At 33.3% G+C, this 20,743-nt stretch carries 18 protein-coding genes and 1 other RNA gene; 15 read left to right on the forward strand and 4 right to left on the reverse strand.

The genetic code is table 11. The annotated features are described in order from the left end of the window. From ABW637_RS15540 to pdxH, 8 genes are all read left to right on the forward strand, one after another. On the forward strand, window positions 1-2,094 hold the full coding sequence (locus ABW637_RS15540) for an OmpA family protein (protein WP_367585638.1): 2,094 nt from the start codon (window positions 1-3) through the stop codon (window positions 2,092-2,094). A gap of 345 nt (window positions 2,095-2,439) precedes the next feature. Further along, window positions 2,440-4,254 carry a 30S ribosomal protein S1 gene (gene rpsA / locus ABW637_RS15545; protein ID WP_367585639.1) on the forward strand — a complete coding sequence of 605 codons (1,815 nt, stop codon included), beginning with the start codon at window positions 2,440-2,442 and terminating at the stop codon, window positions 4,252-4,254. A gap of 155 nt (window positions 4,255-4,409) precedes the next feature. Further along, window positions 4,410-4,949 carry a bifunctional pyr operon transcriptional regulator/uracil phosphoribosyltransferase PyrR gene (gene pyrR, locus ABW637_RS15550; RefSeq protein ID WP_367585640.1) on the forward strand — a complete coding sequence of 180 codons (540 nt, stop codon included), beginning with the start codon at window positions 4,410-4,412 and terminating at the stop codon, window positions 4,947-4,949. A gap of 37 nt (window positions 4,950-4,986) precedes the next feature. Then, window positions 4,987-5,916, forward strand: coding sequence for an aspartate carbamoyltransferase catalytic subunit (locus tag ABW637_RS15555; RefSeq protein ID WP_367585641.1), 930 nt, complete (start codon window positions 4,987-4,989; stop codon window positions 5,914-5,916). 2 nt (window positions 5,917-5,918) lie between these two features. After that, a complete protein-coding gene (locus ABW637_RS15560; RefSeq protein ID WP_367585642.1) occupies window positions 5,919-6,251 on the forward strand; it encodes a ribonuclease Z in 333 nt (110 codons plus the stop codon). A gap of 53 nt (window positions 6,252-6,304) precedes the next feature. Continuing rightward, the gene (locus ABW637_RS15565; RefSeq protein ID WP_367585643.1) at window positions 6,305-6,763 is read left to right on the forward strand and encodes a thioredoxin family protein; all 459 of its coding nucleotides are present in this window, start codon (window positions 6,305-6,307) and stop codon (window positions 6,761-6,763) included. A 61-nt stretch (window positions 6,764-6,824) separates the two neighbouring features. Further along, on the forward strand, window positions 6,825-7,730 hold the full coding sequence (locus ABW637_RS15570) for a ribonuclease Z (RefSeq protein WP_367585644.1): 906 nt from the start codon (window positions 6,825-6,827) through the stop codon (window positions 7,728-7,730). A 71-nt stretch (window positions 7,731-7,801) separates the two neighbouring features. After that, window positions 7,802-8,449: a pyridoxamine 5'-phosphate oxidase gene (gene pdxH / locus ABW637_RS15575; protein ID WP_367585645.1), complete on the forward strand. Its 648-nt coding sequence runs from the start codon at window positions 7,802-7,804 to the stop codon at window positions 8,447-8,449. A gap of 2 nt (window positions 8,450-8,451) precedes the next feature. On the opposite strand, the gene ABW637_RS15580 is transcribed toward pdxH, so the two are convergent. Then, the gene (locus tag ABW637_RS15580; RefSeq protein WP_367585646.1) at window positions 8,452-10,623 is read right to left on the reverse strand and encodes an OmpA family protein; all 2,172 of its coding nucleotides are present in this window, start codon (window positions 10,621-10,623) and stop codon (window positions 8,452-8,454) included. A 388-nt stretch (window positions 10,624-11,011) separates the two neighbouring features. Here ABW637_RS15580 and ABW637_RS15585 point away from each other — a divergent pair, with 388 nt between their 5' ends. From ABW637_RS15585 to ABW637_RS15600, 4 genes are all read left to right on the forward strand, one after another. Next, window positions 11,012-11,497: a SixA phosphatase family protein gene (locus ABW637_RS15585; protein WP_367585647.1), complete on the forward strand. Its 486-nt coding sequence runs from the start codon at window positions 11,012-11,014 to the stop codon at window positions 11,495-11,497. Further along, window positions 11,497-13,602 carry a polyphosphate kinase 1 gene (ppk1, locus tag ABW637_RS15590; RefSeq protein ID WP_367585648.1) on the forward strand — a complete coding sequence of 702 codons (2,106 nt, stop codon included), beginning with the start codon at window positions 11,497-11,499 and terminating at the stop codon, window positions 13,600-13,602. Before ABW637_RS15585 ends, ppk1 begins: the two co-directional genes overlap by 1 nt. A gap of 6 nt (window positions 13,603-13,608) precedes the next feature. Further along, window positions 13,609-14,505: a Ppx/GppA phosphatase family protein gene (locus tag ABW637_RS15595; protein WP_367585649.1), complete on the forward strand. Its 897-nt coding sequence runs from the start codon at window positions 13,609-13,611 to the stop codon at window positions 14,503-14,505. Between the two features lie 67 nt (window positions 14,506-14,572). After that, window positions 14,573-15,133, forward strand: coding sequence for a porin family protein (locus tag ABW637_RS15600; protein ID WP_367585650.1), 561 nt, complete (start codon window positions 14,573-14,575; stop codon window positions 15,131-15,133). Between the two features lie 50 nt (window positions 15,134-15,183). Here ABW637_RS15600 and ABW637_RS15605 read toward each other — a convergent pair whose 3' ends face one another. Further along, complete coding sequence (locus ABW637_RS15605) at window positions 15,184-15,765, reverse strand: MiaE family protein (protein WP_367585651.1); 582 nt, start codon at window positions 15,763-15,765, stop codon at window positions 15,184-15,186. Window positions 15,766-16,115: 350 nt separating this feature from the next. Beyond that, window positions 16,116-17,894, reverse strand: coding sequence for a DNA polymerase III subunit gamma/tau (locus tag ABW637_RS15610; protein WP_367585652.1), 1,779 nt, complete (start codon window positions 17,892-17,894; stop codon window positions 16,116-16,118). A gap of 294 nt (window positions 17,895-18,188) precedes the next feature. On the opposite strand from ABW637_RS15610, the gene rnpB reads away from it, so the two are divergent. The 3 genes from rnpB (at window position 18,189) to bshA (ending at window position 20,163) form a co-directional block, all read left to right on the forward strand. Beyond that, an RNA gene (gene rnpB, locus ABW637_RS15615) (RNase P RNA component class A) lies at window positions 18,189-18,489 on the forward strand. 54 nt (window positions 18,490-18,543) lie between these two features. Beyond that, window positions 18,544-18,963: a hypothetical protein gene (locus tag ABW637_RS15620; RefSeq protein WP_367585653.1), complete on the forward strand. Its 420-nt coding sequence runs from the start codon at window positions 18,544-18,546 to the stop codon at window positions 18,961-18,963. Between the two features lie 72 nt (window positions 18,964-19,035). Then, window positions 19,036-20,163: an N-acetyl-alpha-D-glucosaminyl L-malate synthase BshA gene (gene bshA, locus ABW637_RS15625; protein WP_367585654.1), complete on the forward strand. Its 1,128-nt coding sequence runs from the start codon at window positions 19,036-19,038 to the stop codon at window positions 20,161-20,163. A 30-nt stretch (window positions 20,164-20,193) separates the two neighbouring features. On the opposite strand, the gene ABW637_RS15630 is transcribed toward bshA, so the two are convergent. After that, window positions 20,194-20,682 carry a hypothetical protein gene (locus ABW637_RS15630; RefSeq protein ID WP_367585655.1) on the reverse strand — a complete coding sequence of 163 codons (489 nt, stop codon included), beginning with the start codon at window positions 20,680-20,682 and terminating at the stop codon, window positions 20,194-20,196. Window positions 20,683-20,743: the final 61 nt, after the last annotated feature.

Here is a 20,743-nt window from a genome sequence, read left to right on the forward strand (position 1 = left end):
ATGAAGTTTAAGACAATATTTATATTGACAGTGTTGATTACTCAAGCTGCTGTTTCTCAAAATAAAAGTAGGGCTGATCGTTTTTTTGAAAAAGGTGATTATATAAATGCTGCGATGCAGTATGAAGAAGAATTGAATCAAGAAGGATATACGAAGCACATTGTGCAGAATATATCTACTTCATATTACAACACATTTCAATTTAGGCAAGCCTATCGATATCTAAAGGTGTTGACTTCGGGTAAGTTTTATAATCGAGATAAAACCTATGATAATCGATATAACTTTATGATGTACCAGGTACTTTCGGCTCTAGGTGAGTATGATAAATCAGTCGAATTTTTGGCACTGTATAAATCAAACGAAACTGAAACTTCAGATTTTAGCAAAACCGATGCGATTTCTATCATAGAAGATTTTAAACTGAAAGATGATGATTACACAATAAAGAGTGTAGGCTTTAATTCTGAAGCGTCTGAGTTTGGGGCGATAAAGGTGGATAGTTTAGTGTATTTTACTACAGATAGAAAGCCTTATGGTGTGCTAAATAGAAAGTATAAATGGACGCATAGACCATTTTTAGATATTTATAAAGTTGAGGTAGATCAAGAAAATAATCCAATCTCTGATATCGCTGCGGTTGCAAAAGAAATTAACTCTAAACTGCATGAAGGAAATTTTTGTTTTACAGCAGATAGAAACACGATGTATGTATCGAAGAGTAATTCAGAAAAAGGGAAAAAGAAATTTGATAGCATCAGAAAAAATTCAATCCACCTATACAAATCTGTAAAAGTGGATAGTAATTGGACCAAACCCGAAAAACTAGCATTCAATGATGTGAATTATTCTATAGAGCATCCTTCATTAAGTATAGATGGAAGTAAATTATATTTTGCATCTAATATGCCTGGGGGATTCGGTGATTTTGATATTTATTATGTTGATGTTAATCTAGATGGTACCTATGGCAATCCGGTAAATTTAGGACCAGAAATTAATACACCCCATAGAGAGCAATTTCCATATGTTGATAAAGAAGGTCATCTGTTCTTCTCGTCTAATGGCCATCTTGGATTAGGAATGATGGATATTTTTGTTTCAGAGTTTAAAAATGAAAAGTTAACTACGCCAATTAATTTAGGAGCACCTATTAATTCTAATTTTGATGATTTTTCGATGGCATATTATAATGAAACCGATGGTTTTTTTGCTTCAAATCGTAAGAAAATAGGAGATGATATTTATGCGTTTTCTCAGGTCGGAGATATTTTCCCGAAAGAATATAGGGCACGTTTCGAAGTTAGGGACTTTGCTACTGATGATTATATTACAGACTCAGATGTGGTTTTGTATGATAATGATAATAAAGAGGTGTATGAGAGTCAATTAGATTCTATAGCTGGTTTTGGGATCAAACTATTTCCTGGTAAGTATAATTTTAAGGCTTCTGCCCAAGGGTATAGAACAAGAACTAAACCTGTTGTAATAAAAGAAAAGGAAGAAGAAACCTATGTGATTTTTCTTGATAGAGAGAAAAAGAAAGAAGAACGTATTACTTCCTCAGAAGAAGATTCGAGAAATAGAAGCAAAGACAGTGTCTCTATACGAGAAGAAGTACGAATCACAGATATAACTACCAGTAGACAAAAGGAAGAAGAAATTACAAAAACGAAGCTAAAAGAAACTCTTCTTACCGATACAGAAGGACCTCCGGTTGTTGAGAAGAATGGAAAACTATACTTTAAAATGCCTCCAATCTACTTTGATTATGACAAATGGAATATTAGGGCAGATTCTAAAAAGGTACTTGATAAGCTAGCATTAAAATTAGAGCGCTATAAAACAGTATATATAAAGATAAGCTCGCATACAGATAGTAGAGGAACAAGTTCATATAATCAGGTTTTATCAGAAAGAAGAGCAGAGTCTACACGAAACTATTTGGCATTAGTGGGGTATGTAAATGCCAGAAGAATGAAGTTTGTTGGGTTCGGAGAATCACAGCCTCTAATAGATTGTGGTGCTAAGGGGTGTACAGAAGAAGAGCATCAAACCAATAGAAGAAGTGAGTTTGAAATTGTGAAGTATTAGTGTGTGAGTCTTTGAGTTTGTGAGTTATTGAGGAAAGAAAATTAATTCAAAAATTTTAAAAATCGATAGCGTAAGAAGTAGCTTTTCTTAGTATCGGTAATCAGAATATTTGTAATTGATGTCAGTTTTTTATTTGCTAAATCACATCTGCTAAAATATAAATACTCAAATACTCAGTAACTCAATTACTTGAAAATTGTTTTCTAATAATTTAAATCGTACTTTTGCACTCCTTTTTAGCGAGTAAGAGAATTAAAAAGGGTATGATATAAATTTTATTTTAACGCTTCTGTATAGTTTTCGCCTTGATTTTCAAAGATATACAGAATACAAATTTTATCTTCAATGTCTGAAGAAACAAAAAACACAGACGTTCAGGAAGTAGAAACTCCAGTAGTTTCAGAACAACAAGCAAATCCTGAACAATTCTTAAAAGAATTTAACTGGCACAACTACGAAGAAGGAATTGATCCTATCGCAGACTCTAAATTAGAAGAGTTTGAGAAATTAGTTGCAGAAAACTTCGTTGACACTCTAAATGACGAGGTAGTAATGGGAACAGTAATTAATATTACTGATCGTGATGCTATCATCGATATTAATGCAAAGAGTGAAGGTGTTATTTCATTAAATGAATTTCGTTACAATCCTGATCTTAAAGTAGGAGACAAGGTAGAAGTTTTAATTGATGTACGTGAAGATGCTACAGGTCAATTAATCTTATCTCACCGTAAAGCTCGTGTGATCAAAGCATGGGATAGAGTAAATGCAGCACATGATTCTGGTGAAATCGTAAATGGTTTCGTTAAATGTAGAACAAAAGGTGGTATGATTGTAGACGTATTCGGTATCGAAGCGTTCTTACCAGGTTCTCAAATTGATGTTAAGCCAATCCGTGACTATGATGCATATGTTGGTAAAACAATGGAATTTAAAGTGGTAAAAATTAACCACGAATTCAAAAACGTTGTTGTATCTCACAAAGCGCTTATCGAAGCAGATATCGAAGAGCAGAAGAAAGAAATTATCGGTCAATTAGAAAAAGGTCAGGTATTAGAAGGTACTGTTAAGAATGTTACTTCTTACGGTGTATTTGTTGATCTTGGTGGAGTTGACGGTCTTATTCATATTACAGATCTTTCTTGGTCAAGAATCAATCATCCAAATGAGATCGTAGAACTTGATCAGAAATTAAATGTAGTAATCTTAGACTTTGATGAGGCTAAAACTCGTATCCAATTAGGTCTTAAGCAATTAAAACCACACCCATGGGAAGCTCTTGATAAAGAACTTAAAGTTGGAGACAAAGTTAAAGGTAAAGTTGTTGTAATCGCTGATTACGGTGCGTTTATCGAAGTTGAAGAAGGAGTAGAAGGATTAATTCACGTTTCAGAAATGTCTTGGTCAACTCACTTACGTTCTGCACAGGACTTTGTAAAAGTTGGTGACGAAGTAGAAGCTGTAATTCTTACTTTAGATAGAGAAGAGCGTAAAATGTCTCTTGGTATCAAGCAATTGACTCCAGATCCATGGACTGATATTACTACCAAATACCCAGTTGGTTCTAAACACACAGGTATCGTACGTAACTTTACTAACTTTGGTGTATTCGTAGAATTAGAAGAAGGTATTGATGGTTTAATTTATATCTCAGATCTTTCTTGGACTAAGAAAATTAAGCACCCATCAGACTTTACAAATGTTAGTGATAAACTTGATGTTGTAGTTCTTGAGTTAGATGTTGAAGGACGTAAGTTAAGTCTTGGTCATAAGCAAACTGAAGAAAATCCTTGGGATAAATATGAAACTGAGTTTGGTGTAGGTACTAAGCATACAGCATCAATTGGTGAAATAGTTGACAAAGGAGCTACAATTGACTTTAACGAAGATATCGTAGCATTTGTTCCTTCTCGTCATCTTGAAAAAGAAGACGGTAGCAAGCTTAAAAAAGGTGATGAAGCAGAATTCCAGATCATTGAGTTCAGTAAAGAATTCAAAAGAGTGGTAGCTTCACATACAGCGATGTTTAAAGAAGAAGAAGCTAAGATTGTAAAACAAGCAGCGAAGAAAGCGGCATCTAATGCCTCTGAGAAAACTACGCTTGGTGATATCGATGCATTAGCAGATCTTAAAGCTAAAATGGAAAAAGGAGGGAAATAATTCTCAATTTTTTTAGTATAGTTAAAGCCGTTCGAAAGAACGGCTTTTTTTATTTTAAGCAATAATGATGACTTCTTTCTTAAACTTATAGCAATTGCTTAATAATAATTCTAAAATTTCACTACTTTTGTACTCCAGATATCTATTTGGAGATTATGAGTCAAAAACTACTACTTAGTGCAAAAGAGATAGACATTATTCTGCACCGTTTGGCTTGTCAATTAATAGAAAATCATACGCATTTTAAGAATACAGTCCTAATTGGTGTTCAGCCTAGAGGTAAGTTTTTAGCAGACAGAATTTGTCAGATTTTAATTGATAATTACCAAGTTACAGATATACAAATTGGATATCTTGATATTACCTTTTACAGAGATGATTTTAGACGAGGGGATAAGCCATTAGAAGCCAATAAAACACATATTGATTTTGTCGTAGAGGATAAAAGAGTGGTTTTTATTGATGATGTATTGTATACAGGTAGAAGTATAAGGGCGGCTTTAACTGCTGTGCAATCTTTTGGAAGGCCGTTAGAAATAGAATTATTAACATTAATAGATCGGCGTTTTAGCAGGCATTTACCTATACAGCCTAATTATCGTGGCCGACAAGTAGATGCAATCAATCAAGAAAAAGTAAAAGTACATTGGGTAGAAAATGAAGGAGAAGATGCAGTGTATTTAGTAAATGAATAATGTTAAGAGAAAAGATTTTTTAAACTAAATATTAGAAATGAGCGAATTAAGTGTGGATCACTTACTAGGAATTAAATATCTAAACAAAAATGATATTAATCTCATCTTTGAAACAGCAGACCATTTCAAAGAAGTTATTAATCGTCCTATTAAAAAAGTTCCTTCGCTCCGAGATATTACTATTGCCAATCTTTTTTTTGAAAATAGCACACGAACCAGATTATCTTTTGAATTAGCAGAAAAACGACTCTCTGCCGATGTAATTAATTTTTCTGCAGCATCCTCTTCGGTAAAAAAGGGAGAAACACTTATAGATACCGTTAATAACATCCTTTCTATGAAAGTAGATATGGTGGTCATGAGACATCCTAATCCAGGAGCTGGTGTTTTTCTTTCTAAACATATTAATGCAAGTATTGTCAATGCAGGAGATGGAGCTCATGAACATCCTACACAAGCTTTATTAGATTCGTATTCTATTAGAGAACGATTAGGTGAAGTGGCAGGGAAGAAAATAGTGATTGTGGGCGATATTTTACACTCTAGAGTCGCACTTTCAAATATTTTTGCGCTAAAACTACAAGGAGCCGAAGTAAAAGTATGTGGACCTAAAACGTTATTACCTAGATACATCGAAAAACTAGGGGTGACAGTAGAAACTAATCTTAAAAAGGCATTACAGTGGTGTGATATTGCTAATATGCTTCGCGTGCAAAATGAAAGGATGGAAATTAGTTATTTTCCTTCTACCAGAGAATATACACAACAATTTGGGGTAAATAAAAAGTTATTGGATAGTCTGAATAAAGAAATTGTAATTATGCATCCAGGGCCTATCAATCGTGGCGTAGAAATCACGAGTGATGTTGCTGATTCTAATCAAGCCATTATATTAGATCAGGTACAGAATGGAGTAGCAGTGAGAATGGCGGTAATATATCTTTTAGCTTCAAAAATTAAACGATAACTATGATTTTTAATAAAGAAGGTTCTACAACCATAATTACGCAAGAAAAAACTACAATTGTTGAATTTGTTAAAGGTGTTGAGGATAGATACGAATCCTTAAAAAATGATAACATCATAATAAATTTATTTTCACTGAAAAAGTTTACAGTAGATGATGTTAATGAGTTTTTAAGGGTTTCTAATGCTCATAAAGCGACAAAGCATTCATTTGTTATTGTTACTGATAAGATTTCTTATGAAGATACACCAGCCGAAATAACAATTGTTCCTACACTGCAAGAGGCTTATGATTTAGTGGAGATGGAAGAAATAGAAAGAGACCTGGATTTTTAAAAAAAAAGTAATTTTTTTTGTAATCAATTTTACGATTTTTCGTCTCAATCATTATGAATAAATTTGCCCCGTTTATAATTGTTGCTTTTGCTTTGCTATGTAACTTGACACTAAGTGCGCAGGATTGGCAGTATGATTTAGATGATGCATTGGCCATCGCGAAAGAAAAGGATCAAAAAATTGTATTGTTTTTTACTGGATCTGATTGGTGCCCTCCATGTATCAAGTTAGAAAAAAATGTGTTGTCTAGTAATGAATTTTCAGCATTTGCAGATCAAAAATATGTATGGTTAAAAGCTGATTTTCCTAGACGGAAAAAGAATAGAATTTCAAAAGAACAAAAAAAGAAAAATTTGGCACTAGCTGATCGATATAACAAAAGATTAGTTTTTCCTGTTATTTTAGTTCTTAATAAGAATGGTGTAGTCTTGGGAGCAACTGGCTATAGAAGAGATTTAGATGTAAAAGGATACATATCATTATTAACCACATTTGATTCTTTTGGAAGATAATTGATTTATACATAAGATTGATTTATATTCACAATCTTGTTAATTAAGCAGTAGATAAATTTTGAAACTTACTATTTTAGGTTGCTATTCTGCAACTCCCCGAACATTTACAAATCCTACCTCTCAGGTTTTAGAAATAAACAATCATACCTTTTTAATCGATTGTGGAGAAGGTACCCAAGTTGAATTACGAAGAAATAAGATTAAATTTTCCAGAATACAGCATATTTTTATTTCACACCTTCATGGAGATCATTTTTTTGGGTTGATCGGGTTAGTTTCAACATTTAGAATGCTGAGTAGAGAAACCCCTTTGCATATACATGGCCCAAAAGGGATAAAAGAAGCGATTACGCTGCAATTAAAACTTTCTAGTTCCTGGACAGATTATCCATTACATTTTCATGAGCTTACAAATAAAGAATCTGAAGTTGTTTTTGAAGATGAAACAGTTGTAGTAAGAACGATTCCATTACAACATCGAGTGTATTGCAACGGGTTCTTGTTTCAGGAAAAACCTGGTGATCGAAAATTATTGATGAGCAAAGTAATGAATTTTGATATTGATAAAGCGTATTATCGCTCTATAAAAAAAGGAAAAGATGCTGTGCTTGATAATGGCACTATTATCCCTAATAATGAACTTACCGATGCTCCTAGACCAACTAAAAGCTATGCATATTGCAGTGATACACGGTATGATGAAGCAAAAATTCCTTTAATTGAAAATGCTACAGTATTATATCATGAATCTACTTTTTTAGAAAGCCACAAACATTTGTGCGCAACGACAGGGCATAGCTCGGCAATTGAGGCCGCGACAATAGCCGAAAAAGCAAATGTTGGAACCTTAATTTTAGGACATTATTCTACTCGGTACGATAATATAGAAATGTTTAGAGAAGAAGCTAAAACCGTCTTTGAGAATGTTGAAATTGGAGATGATGGTAAGGTATTCGAGTTTTAGTTCAATAATTTATCGAAAGTGCTGTTAATTTCTGTTTCAGAAAATGGTAAATTGCATTATAATTTTGTGAAATGAATAGAGACCTTACAGGGTATAGAAAGTCTTACGAAAAGAGTTTTTTAGAAGAAGCAAACCTTCCTGATTCTCCATTTATACTTTTTTCTGATTGGTTTTCTGAAGTAGAACAAGAAGGAGGCGTTGATGAAACCAATGCTATGACAATTACTACATTGGGCTTAGATCACTTTCCAAAGGCTAGAATTGTGTTGTTAAAGCATTACGATGAAAATGGTTTTGTATTTTATACCAATTATACATCTGAGAAAGGAAAAGCAATGGCTAATAACAATAAAGTATGTCTTTCTTTTTTTTGGCCAAATCTTGAACGTCAGGTTATTATCAAGGGTATTGTAGATAAAATTGAAGAAGAAAAAAGTATAGCATATTTTAGATCTCGTCCAAAGGGAAGTCAGTTAGGAGCTTGGGCGTCCTACCAAAGTGAGTTAATTGATTCTAGAGAAATTATAGAACAACGTCTTAAATCCCTTGAAGAAGAGTATTCTGAAAAAGAAATACCTAAACCACCATTTTGGGGAGGATATTGTGTGCAACCAATTGAATTTGAATTTTGGCAGGGTAGGGCTAATCGATTACATGATCGTATACGCTTCACTAATGCGGCAGAAAATAAGTGGATAAAAAGCAGGCTTTCTCCCTGATTCTACATGATCACAAAACTAGATCTTCTGTTTTTCTGGTATTGGTCTTCAGAACAATCTTTACCGTCTTTACATTCGTTAACCGGTTTGCTTTCGCCAAAACCTCTATAAGAAAGAACTCTGTTTTTAGAAATATTCTTAGTTAACAGGTAGTTATAAATAGACTCTGCTCTTTTGTGAGAAAGTTCAAGATTGTAGTCTTCATCACCGCGACTATCAGAATGAGTTTCAATCTTAATTACCATGTTAGGATAATCTTCGGTCATAATTCGTACCACTCTATCTAATTCTATTTCAGCTTTTTCAGTAATATCCCATTTGTCAAAATCAAAATATATTTCATTTAAATCGATTAAGTCATTTATGGTTCTATTGATGCTTTGATTCGATTTTAGTCCTGATTCTGGGGATTTGTTTGACTTAACAATATCTCCCGGTGTTATTCCTCCACTTTCTGTATTATTAGATTTACTTGTCTCATCAAAATCTCCTGGTTGCATTTTAGGAAGAGATGCAAGACGTACAGCATTTGGGCAATTGAGGTCGCTTATATCAATGGCCAACTTAAATTGATAATAGTCAGGTAAATTACATCTATTAATGTGATTGTATCCTTCAGAATATTTTACAGTTTCATTTAGGGAACCATTAAATGCTGCAGTAACAGGTTGGTCAACAACCAAAATATCATCAATTGTTTCGATAGTTTCACATGCCGTGTCAACGATTACATTGTAACTAATATCAAATGGCTCACTGTCTGTTTTCACCATTTTATTAGGAATGATAAAACTTAAGGTTCTTGATTTTTGGTCAAACTTAGTTTTGATTTTTTTGGACGGTAATACTAAAGATTTTGCTGAAAAAATTACATTTTTAGGAAGTACATCTTTAATAATTGTATTTTTTGCATCATCGTTACCATCATTATATATAGTAAGATTATATGTTATTTGTTGCTTGGGTGATAAGACATCAGTTGGATGAACATATGTGTTATCTGCATATTTTGATCTTTTAATTATATGAATTGCAGGTTCATAAATATCAACACTAAAAGCAACAGCCATTACAGAGTACCCATCGTTATCTGTAGATAATCTAAATTTTGCTTCAGTTTGATTATTGCCTATAATACTATTTCTAACATTTTTAATATCAAATAAGTCGGCATCATATCCCAGTGTGTTATAACTAGCGGGAACTCTTGACATTATATTTTTACCATTTTCAGTAATGTTGGCATTGAAGAAGTTATTCATCGGATTCGTGCCATCTGCAAGACTTTTGTACTTATTGGTTTCATTAGACATGACTTGAAAACGATCACCTCTTATACCTTTATCACCTTCAAAGGCAATAACCCCAATTCTTCCATGCACAGCACCATTAGGGATAGTCTGAAAATTATCAAAAGAAAAAGCTACAGGTTTAGCTTTAGAGTCAATATTCACAAAACCATCATACACATAAAATCTTTTTCTTGGTTTTGTGTCATCTTCATATATTACTACCATAGTCCAACCGCCTGTAAGGCCATTTCCTAGGGTTTGATCATTATTTACGGCTGTTGTTGTTGCAGGTATATTTGCCAAAGTATAGGTTCCCTGAGGATCCTTTAGGTTCAATACATCTTTAGTGATGTCCTTATAGCAGGAGTATTGTTTAAATAAAGCTTTATCGTCATTATAATAATCATGGATTATTTGTCCTCCCGTAATGGTAGAGTAGGATTGATCTCCCGGGTATTTAATTTTGATTGTAGTAATATCGTGTGCTCGATTCTCATCGGCATAGGCAGCAGTCCAGTATAAACCTACATGCTTGATTGTATTGCATTCAGATTCAATATTTAGATCGGCACTACTAGAATTAAAAGTCGAAGGGTCCTTATCTATATCTATAAAACCCATTTGGAACTGATTATTCAATCCTCCGTCATTATAACTTTTATTGGGATTAAAAATTCCTGACCCATCATCGTTACTAACTTTCCCTAATATTGTATTGGATACAAATTTGAAATCACCCTTAAAAGTAAACTCTGTACGTTTCTTTAAAGGCACCTCTACCTGACCATATGCAATAGAAGAAAATAAACTGCATATAATAATAAGTAGGCCTAAATTCTGAAATCGGGTTAGATTTCTTTTTTTAATAATTACTTTTTCCACTTCGTTGTCTTTGTTAACCCTAAATTATGTTATGATAAATTTGTGTTCATAATTGTGTTGGGATATATTTTGGTATGAGGGAAAACCGTATGTAAATTTAGATTTTAACATTTAATTTTAGGCTAAAAAAAACGATTTTTCGATGTAAATACACTTTTCATCGATTAAAATCATAAGGATATTATATTCATTCTCATTGATTTAGGACGCACATAGGCCATATGATTCTATGTGTTTTAAATGTTGTTTATGTGTTGTTAATAACTTTTCTATCATGTCGATGATCATATAAAATAATATTTTTTATTCTCCTAAAGTTAGAATTGTAAAAGCTAATTCTTAAACTTGTATTATATAACTTCGTTTTGCTAATAATAGTATAGAATTTATGAAAACTTTATATATAATTAGACATGCAAAGTCTTCTTGGGAATTTGACGTGTCAGATGAGGATAGACCACTTAATAAAAGAGGGGTTAAAGATGCAGGATTAATAGGGGAAGAGCTGAAAACACTGATAAAACCAGTAGATAAAATTTTATGTAGTCCTGCGGTAAGAGCACATTCTACAGCAAAGATTATAGTAGATCAATTAGATATTTCTAGCACTATTTTTTCTTTAGAACCTGATCTCTACGATTTTGGAGGGCATAAAGTAGTTGATGTTATAAAAAATTGTGAAGATAAGATTAACACATTGATGATTTTTGGACATAACCATGCATTTACTTCAATAGCAAATCTTTACGGAAGCGAAAGAATTGATAATTTACCTACTGCTGGTGTAGTAGGGATCGAATTTGATTGTAATAAATGGAAAGATATAAATGTAGGAAAAACCTTATTAACAATTTTTCCTAAATCTTTGAAATAATGCCAGAAATTATTACTAATCAGTATATTAATAGGGAGTTGAGTTGGTTGCAGTTTAATGCGAGAGTGTTACAAGAAGCAGCAGATGATACGGTTCCTTTGTTAGAAAGGCTACGATTTATCGGGATATTTTCTAATAACTTAGATGAGTTTTTTAAGGTGCGATATGCAACTATTAAAAGGATTGATCTGGCTGGAAAAGACGGAAAAAATGTACTTAAAGGAACTACGGCTAGTGATTTGCTTGAAAAAATTACGAGCATAGTTATTAAGCAACAGGCCGAAAGTCTTAAAACCATCAATACCATAAAAAACAGACTGGAGGATCATAATATTTTTATTATTAATGAAAAAGAAGTTACTCCCGATCAAGATGCTTTTATTCGTAAATACTTCATTAGTAAAGTTAGTCCGGCTTTAGTGACCTATATACTTAATGATCTTGAAAAATTTCCTCATTTAAAGGATAGTGTAGCATATCTAGCAGTAAAATTGGTGTTAAAAGATAAAATTCCGAAAGAAGGTAGAATTTCTAAAATCTTACAACATACCACCAAAGAAAAAATATACGCATTAATCGAAATCCCGAAAAATACAGATCGATTTGTAGTTCTTCCCGAAAAGGATGGAAAACAATATATCATTATTCTAGACGATCTTATTCGGTATTGTATGCGCATTAACTTCAGTATTTTTGACTATGCAAGTGCTTCGGCTCATATGATTAAGATCACTCGTGATGCGCAATTAGATTTTGATAACGATCTTAGTAAAAGTTTTATTCAAAAAATCTCTAGTAGTGTAAAATCCCGAAGAGATGGAGAGCCAGTACGATTTGTTTATGATAAAAATATAGGTAAAGACACTCTTAATTATCTAATGGATAAAATGGGGGTAGATAATACCGATAGTATAATACCCGGAGGTAGATATCATAACCGTAGAGATTACATGAATTTTCCAGATTTAGGTAACAAAGAGTTGATTTATCAGCCAATTCAGCCTTTAGCTATTCCTGGTTTAAGTTTGCAAGGAGGGTTATTAAATAAAATTGCCAAAAAAGATTTTCTACAATATACACCGTACCATACATTTTCATATACAGTAAAATTTTTAAGAGAATCTGCTATCGATCCCAGAGTAAAAAGCATTAAAATTACAATATATCGATTGGCTAGTATATCGCATATTGCCAGTTCTCTTATTAATGCCGCAAAAAACGGAAAAAATGTTACGGTTCAGATCGAATTGCAAGCTCGTTTTGATGAAGCAGCAAACATACGGTATGCAGAGCAGATGCAGAGAGAAGGAATAAACCTAATTTTTGGTGTTACCGGGCTCAAAGTGCACTGCAAAGCTTGCGTGATAGAACGAGAAGAAAAAGGGAAGTTAAAAAGATACGGTTTTATTAGTACAGGTAATTTTAATGAGTCTACAGCAAAAATTTATACAGACTACACGCTGTTTACTACAAACGAAGCAATTCTCAAAGAAACCAATAGAGTTTTTAAATTTTTTGAAATAAATTATAAAGTAAATCGCTATAAACATTTGTTGGTTTCTCCGCACTATACGCGATCTGCTTTGGTGATATTAATTGATAAAGAAATCAAAAATAGTATAGAAGGAAAACAAGCAGGTATAAAGCTAAAATTAAACAGCCTTAGTGATTATGATATGATTGATAAATTATATGAAGCAAGTCGGGCTGGAGTAAAAATTGATCTTATTATTAGAGGCATTTGTTGTTTAATACCTGGGATCGAGGGAATGAGTGAAAATATCAGAGCAATAAGTGTAGTAGATAAGTTTCTGGAACATCCGCGACTATTTATATTTCAAAATGCAGGAGACCCTAAAGTGTATATTTCGTCTGCCGATTGGATGACACGTAACCTTGATAGAAGAGTAGAAATATCTTGCCCGATCTATGATGAAGATATTAAGTTGGAATTAATGGAAACTTTTGATATTTGTTGGAAAGATAATGTAAAGGCAAGAAGACTTTCTGAAGATCAAGATAATACGTACATTAGGAACGATCAAGAACAAAACAGATCGCAGATAGCTACATATGATTATTATTTAAAAAAACTTGGAAACTAATTTATTTTGTTAACTATAGAAAAATATGGAGCCATTGATATTGGCTCGAATGCGGTAAGACTATTGATAAGCAGCATTCATGAAGAAGAAGGAAAAACCACCAGATTTAAAAAAACAAGCCTCGTACGTGTACCTATTCGATTGGGGGCAGATGTTTTTAAAACCAAAAAAGTTTCCGAAGAAAATATTACCAGGATGATAGATGCTATGCAAGCCTATCAACTTCTCATGAAAACGCACAAAGTAGTTAAATATAAGGCATGTGCTACATCTGCAATGCGCGAGGCAGAAAATGGAGAAGAATTAGTACATCTTATAAAAGAGCGAACAGGGATTCAAATTGATATTATTGATGGTAAAGATGAGGCAGCAATTATTGCAATGACTGATTTACATGAATTAATTAATACCGATGCCACGTATCTATATGTTGATGTAGGTGGAGGGAGTACAGAGTTTACAATATATCACAATGGAAAGACTATTGCGTCTAAATCTTTTAAACTGGGTACGGTAAGACTGCTTAATAATCTGGTTTCAGATGAATCTTGGAAAGATGTAGAGCATTGGATTAAAGAAAAGACTAGGGGTTACTCCAGAGTGTCATTAATTGGGTCTGGGGGAAATATCAATAACATCTTTAAGAATAGTGGAAAAAGTATGGGGAAACCTCTATCTTTTTTATACCTAAGTTCTTACTATAAACTCTTAAATTCTTTGACTTATGAAGAAAGAATTTGGCAGCTCAATTTAAACCAAGATAGGGCAGATGTTATAGTTCCTGCTGCCCGGATATATTTATCTGCAATGAAATGGAGTGGTGCAAAAGACATTTATGTGCCTAAAATTGGATTGTCTGATGGTATTATTAAGTCGCTATACAATGAAAAACTTAATAAATAATAAAGTTTTTTGAAATCAGTATATTTGTAGAATAAGTTACCCCAGAAACACTAATCTAAATACTACTATGAAAAAAACATTACTCTACCTTACCTGTATTTTAATGCTAGGAACTTTACATTCTTTTGCCCAAGAAAACTCCTACGGAATAAGAATCGGAGCTAATCTAAGTTCAATAAATTCTGATGATATCCCAGAAAACCTAGACGATAGTAGGTTTGGTATTGTGGTTGGATTTCTGGCAGAGTATGCTATAGCCGAAAAATGGAGTATACAACCAGAATTTCAATACTCATCAAAAGGAAATGATGATGAAACCTTAAGAGTAGATTATCTTCAATTACCAGTTTTCATTAAGTATCATATTAACGAGATGATTAATATACATATTGGTCCGCAGGTAGGACTTAAGATATGGGAGTGGGAAGATAATACAGCACTAGAGACCAATTTCAATACATTCGATTTTGCCGCTGTAGCGGGTATAGGAGTTAGTATCACCGAAAACTTCTTTGCAGACCTGCGTTACGGTTATGGTTTGTCTAATATTATTGATGATGAAGGTATTCCAGGGGGTATAGATGCGAGTAGTACAAATATTCAACTATCAGTGGGGTATAAGTTATAAGAGTTTATCAAAATATATACTATAAAACTCACCTTAATGGTGAGTTTTTTTTATCCATGCATTGTCTCTTTTTTACCCAAATCTTTCATGATCTTTGCTTCATAAGTAAGTAAATCCTGCCACTTTTGATCTACTTCAGCACGATCTCCATATTGCCTTGCAAAACCAAGAAACATTGTATAATGATTAGCTTCACTAACCATAAGGTCTTTATAAAATTTTGATAATTCCTGATCTTCTAATTCTTCTGATAACAATTTAAAACGCTCACAACTTCTGGCTTCAATTAAGGCAGCATATAGTAAACGATGCACCAACTGTGTTGTTCGACTTCCTCCTTTTGGGAAAAAAGTAACTAATTGAATCACATAGTCATCTTTTCGATCTCTTCCCAATACCCAACCTCGTTCTATGATTTTATCATGTACCATTTTAAAATGACTCATTTCTTCTTTTACCAATTTGGTCATTTCTTGCACGAGTTCTGTATATTCCGGGAAACTCACAATTAGAGATATTGCAGTTGATGTAGCTTTTTGTTCGCAATATGCATGATCTGTTAGAATTTCTTCTATATTTTTTTCTACAATATTAACCCATCTTGGGTCTGTTGGAAGTTTTAGGCCAAGCATTATAATTCTTTATTTAGTTATTCTATAAAGTACAAAATTAGGTAAAACTAATGGTATCTAAAGTTAATCTAGGCTTTTAAATAGTAATAAATTACAACACCAGTTTTATTACAATGAGATCATAAGTGTAAGTTTTTTTTAATTGAGACGACAACAACTTCGAGAAAAATATAATTATGATCGAAATACTAGATTACTTAACAGGAAGAGGCGGAATGTTAATATTAGGCCTGTTTGTAATTCTTGTAGTTTTATATAATAAAATTAAAACCAGAAATTACTTTAGGAATTCCTCTAGGAAAAGAAAAAATTAAACGCAATTTATACTCGTTGGAATTGATGAGTTTGCTTTATATATCTAAATCAAAAGAAGATCGCAATTTGTCAATTAGCGGATTTTTCTCTCGTAGTTTTTCGTATTTATCCTGTGGTGTAAAAGCATATTTTTTAGAGGCTTCTTCGTTAACTGTAATTACCAGTTCTACACTATAATTATTCAATTTTTTGTATAAGAATTGAAATAGACCCGGAAGCGCATTTTCGAGATCAACCTTCATTGATTGATTAGGTAATTCTAATTGAATTTTATCATCTTTTACTACTGGGATATTCATGGCAAACATAGAACCGATGATTCGTTCCCCTTTTTTATCCTGCATTTTACCATATTCAATCCAGGCGGCTTGCATGACAGATTCCTCGAAAGCTTCAGTAGGAAGGTTTTTTGGGTCAACAACATTATCCACCTTTTTTTCTTGGTGTTCTTTCTTCTTTCGAATACTACTAAGTGATAAGCCTGATGTTTTGCGATCTCGCTGAACAGAAATTTGTTTTTTCTCTGTAATTATCGGAGTGTCAACACTCAAAACTTCTTGTTCTTCAGCAGTGCTGTTCTCCTCGATTTCTACAGTACTAATTTCAGATTTATCTTCAACGGTTTTAGTTTGATGCTGAACCTCAATTTTTTCCTCTGCCTTTTCTTTGACTTCTTTTGAAATCTTGACAGCTTTAATGCCTTTTTCTTTAAAATAAGAAGGCGGAATTATATAGGGTTGGTCATTTTTTTTTTCTCCATCCAGTAGGATAGAGGCAAGCTGCATTAGGCAAAGCTCCACTAACAGTCTTTGGTTTCGACTGGTTTTGTATTTGAGATCACTGTCGTTAGCAAGCTCTATGCCCTTAATAAGAAAATCATGAGGAGCTTTCTGTGATTGTTCTAAGTATTTAGTTTTGGTTTGATCACCTACTTCTAGAAGATTTATGGTAGCAGGGTTTTTGCAAACGAGCAAATCTCTAAAATGCGAAGCTAAACCTGCTATAAAATGATGGCCATCAAATCCATGCGCTAAAATCTCGTTAAATTCTAAAAGTAGTTGTGGGATATTATTTTCTAAAATTAAATCGGTAGTTTTAAAATACGTCTCATAATCCAGAACATTCAAATTTTCTGTAACTGCTTGTCGGGTAAGATTTTTACCACTAAAGCTTACGACTCTATCAAAAATAGATAGGGCGTCGCGCATAGCTCCATCTGCTTTTTGCGCTATAATTTGCAAAGCATCCTCATCTGCAGTGATACCTTCTTGAACAGCTACTTGCATTAGATGATTTTTTGCATCGGTAACTGTAATTCTTTTAAAATCAAATATTTGACACCTGGATAAGATGGTAGGAATGATTTTATGTTTTTCGGTAGTCGCTAATATAAAGATGGCATGCTTAGGAGGTTCTTCTAATGTTTTTAAGAACGCATTAAAAGCAGCTTGTGAGAGCATATGCACCTCATCTATGATGTATACCTTGTATTTTCCAACCTGCGGTGGAATACGTACTTGATCAATAAGATTACGTATATCATCAACAGAGTTATTTGAAGCGGCATCAAGCTCAAAAATATTGAATGCAAAATCTTCATCGGGATGCTCATTACCATCCTGATTTATGGTTTTGGCCAAAATTCTTGCACACGATGTTTTACCAACTCCTCGAGGCCCAGTAAAAAGAAGGGCTTGTGCTAAATGATTATTGTCTATAGCATTAAGCAGCGTATTGGTAATAGCCTGTTGCCCCACAACATCCTTAAATGCTTGAGGTCGGTATTTACGCGCAGATACTATAAAATGTTCCATTGCTACAAAGTTAAAAATTGCAGCCAAAAAGCGAATTCTATCAGGTGGTTTTTATGCTGTAGTTATTAACAATGTGGATTATTAATTCTAGTTGTTAGCTTCTTTCAATTAGACCTTAAAGTCCCTTCTCCTTGGGGAGAAGGTTAGGATGAGGGGATTTTTACATTAAAACCCTCGCCTTAATCCTCTCCCAGAGGGAGAAGAAACTAATAATTTGATAAATAAAGAATAACTAACTACTAGAATTAGTAATATAAAACCTTAAAAGGTATACTTATTATCCTATTTTTGCACAAAGCAGATCACTTTATCGCGGCCTTAGGGTCGAGGAAAGTCCGGACACCGCAGCACAGCATAGCGGGTAACGCCCGTCCGTCGTGAGACGAGGACAAGTGCAACAGAAAGTATGTACAGGTAATGCTGTAGTGAAACCAGGTAAACTCTATGCGGTGCAACGCCACGTAAACCAGCTTTTGAGGGTTGTGCGCCCAATGTTGGAGGGTAGGCGGTTAGAATCAGTGAGTAATTACTGGTCTAGATAAATGATAAGGGCCCATTTATGGGAACAGAATCCGGCTTATGATCTGCTTTTTTTTTAATAAATTTTTTAGGCATGTTATTTGATAAGTTTTTCGAATAAAAACTGACCATGAAAATAAAAGCTACTTTAATTTTATTATTATCATTTTCTTTCGTTTCTTCTCAAGAAGAAATACCAAATAAGCAAGAATTAATAGGAGATTGGATATTGACAATTAAAATTGAAGAGTATACTGCAAAAGTTAGAGAATATATTTTGATTGAAGATTTTCAAACTGACAATTATAATGAGAAAATTTATATTGAAAAAAATAGAATAGCTAAAATCTATAATACTAAGGGAATTAGATGTGGAAATGATCATAGGATTTCATATAATAAATCATTTAAGTATAGTAAAATTTCTTGGAAATACGATGAGAAAGACGGGATCTTAGAAATATCTAGTAAAAGTGTAATAAATGGCTATAAGAAGTTTTTAGTTAGAAAACTAGATTCTAGAAGGATTCTTTTGACCGGGCTTGAATGATATTTTTAAAACTACTTTAACAACTGTCAATACCTATTTTCTTGTACCTTGTACCGCAAGAAAATTATCTACATGAAAATTGCGATAGTATGTTATCCTACCTTTGGTGGTAGTGGTGTAGTGGCCACAGAATTGGGTATTGCCTTGGCTAAATTGAATCACGAAGTTCATTTCATTACGTATAAGCAACCGGTACGTTTGGATCTTTTAAATCCAAACATTCATTTTCATGAGGTAAATGTTCCTACCTATCCGCTTTTTCATTATCAACCCTATGAGTTGGCATTATCCAGTAAGCTAGTTGATACCATTAAAAAATATCAAATAGATGTACTTCATGTACATTATGCTATTCCTCACGCGTATGCAGGATATATGGCAAAAAAGATGCTCGAAGAAGAGGGGATTTATGTACCAATGGTAACCACCTTGCATGGTACAGATATTACCCTGGTCGGAAACCATCCTTTTTATAAACCTGCAGTTACATTTAGTATTAACAATAGTGATATTGTAACTTCTGTTTCTCAAAGTTTAAAAGAAGATACATTACGTTTGTTTGATATCAAAAAAGATATCCAGGTGGTTCCCAACTTTATCGATGTGAGTCATCAAAAAACTAGTTTTACAGATTGCCAGAGAGAGCTAATGGCCGAACCAGAAGAACGCATAGTAACGCATATCAGTAATTTTAGAGCTGTAAAACGAATTTCTGATATTGTGGATATATTTTATACGATTCAAAAAAAGATACCAGCAAAACTTCTTATGGTTGGCGAAGGCCCTGAGCGCAAACCCGCAGAACAAAAATGTAAAGAATTAGGAATTAAGGATAAAGTGATTTTCTTCGGAAACAGTAATGAAATTGATAAAATACTGTGTTTTTCGGATTTGTTTTTACTTCCTTCGGAAAGAGAAAGTTTTGGATTGGCTGCGTTAGAGGCGATGGTGAATAAAGTTCCTGTGATATCCAGTAATGCAGGTGGTATTCCTGAAGTTAATAATCACGGGGTTTCTGGATACTTAAGTGATGTAGGTGATGTAAAAGAAATGTCTGAAAACGCAATCAAGATCCTTGAAGATGATGCAACCTTAGAAATATTTAAGCAAAGGGCTTTTTCTGAAGCATTAAAATTTGATGTAAATGAAATCGTTCCTAAGTATATTGCATTATACGAAAGCGCATTAGCAATATCTTAGGAACGATTCTATATAAATTATAATAGGTTGTTAGAATTGGTAACGAATACCCAGACCGATGTCTAAATCTAGACCATCGTTAAAGTCTCCAAAACCAATTTCTGGTCGTATATCTAATGAAATAAGTATCGGAGCATCAAAATTATATTCGATTCCAATATCACCAGCAAGAAAGAAGTAACTATCACTACCACTGTTTCCAAAAAAACGATCGTCATAGTCTACAAAACCAACTCCACCACCTGGGCCTACGTACCAGTTAAATCCTTTATCAAGATTAAAAACCCATTGATAAAGTGCAGCTATTTTTATAGCAGTAGCAGCATCAAAATCTCTCCATCCTAAATCAAATTCTAATCGGTTATTTCCACTTAACCCTCTTTGGTAAGAAACTTCAGCTCCAAATCCATCATTATCGCCAATTCTGATTCCCAGGGCATTTTTGGAAACCTCTTGTGCTTGGATCGTACTTAGTGTACTTAATAAGAAAGCTGCAATAATCAAAATACGTTTTGTCATAGTAAAATAGGTTTTTATTTAGTTCCCGAATATAACGTCACAATTGTTCTGATCTGTAAGT

It is taken from the genome of Aquimarina penaris, from assembly GCF_040786285.1.
Lineage (GTDB): Bacteria > Bacteroidota > Bacteroidia > Flavobacteriales > Flavobacteriaceae > Aquimarina.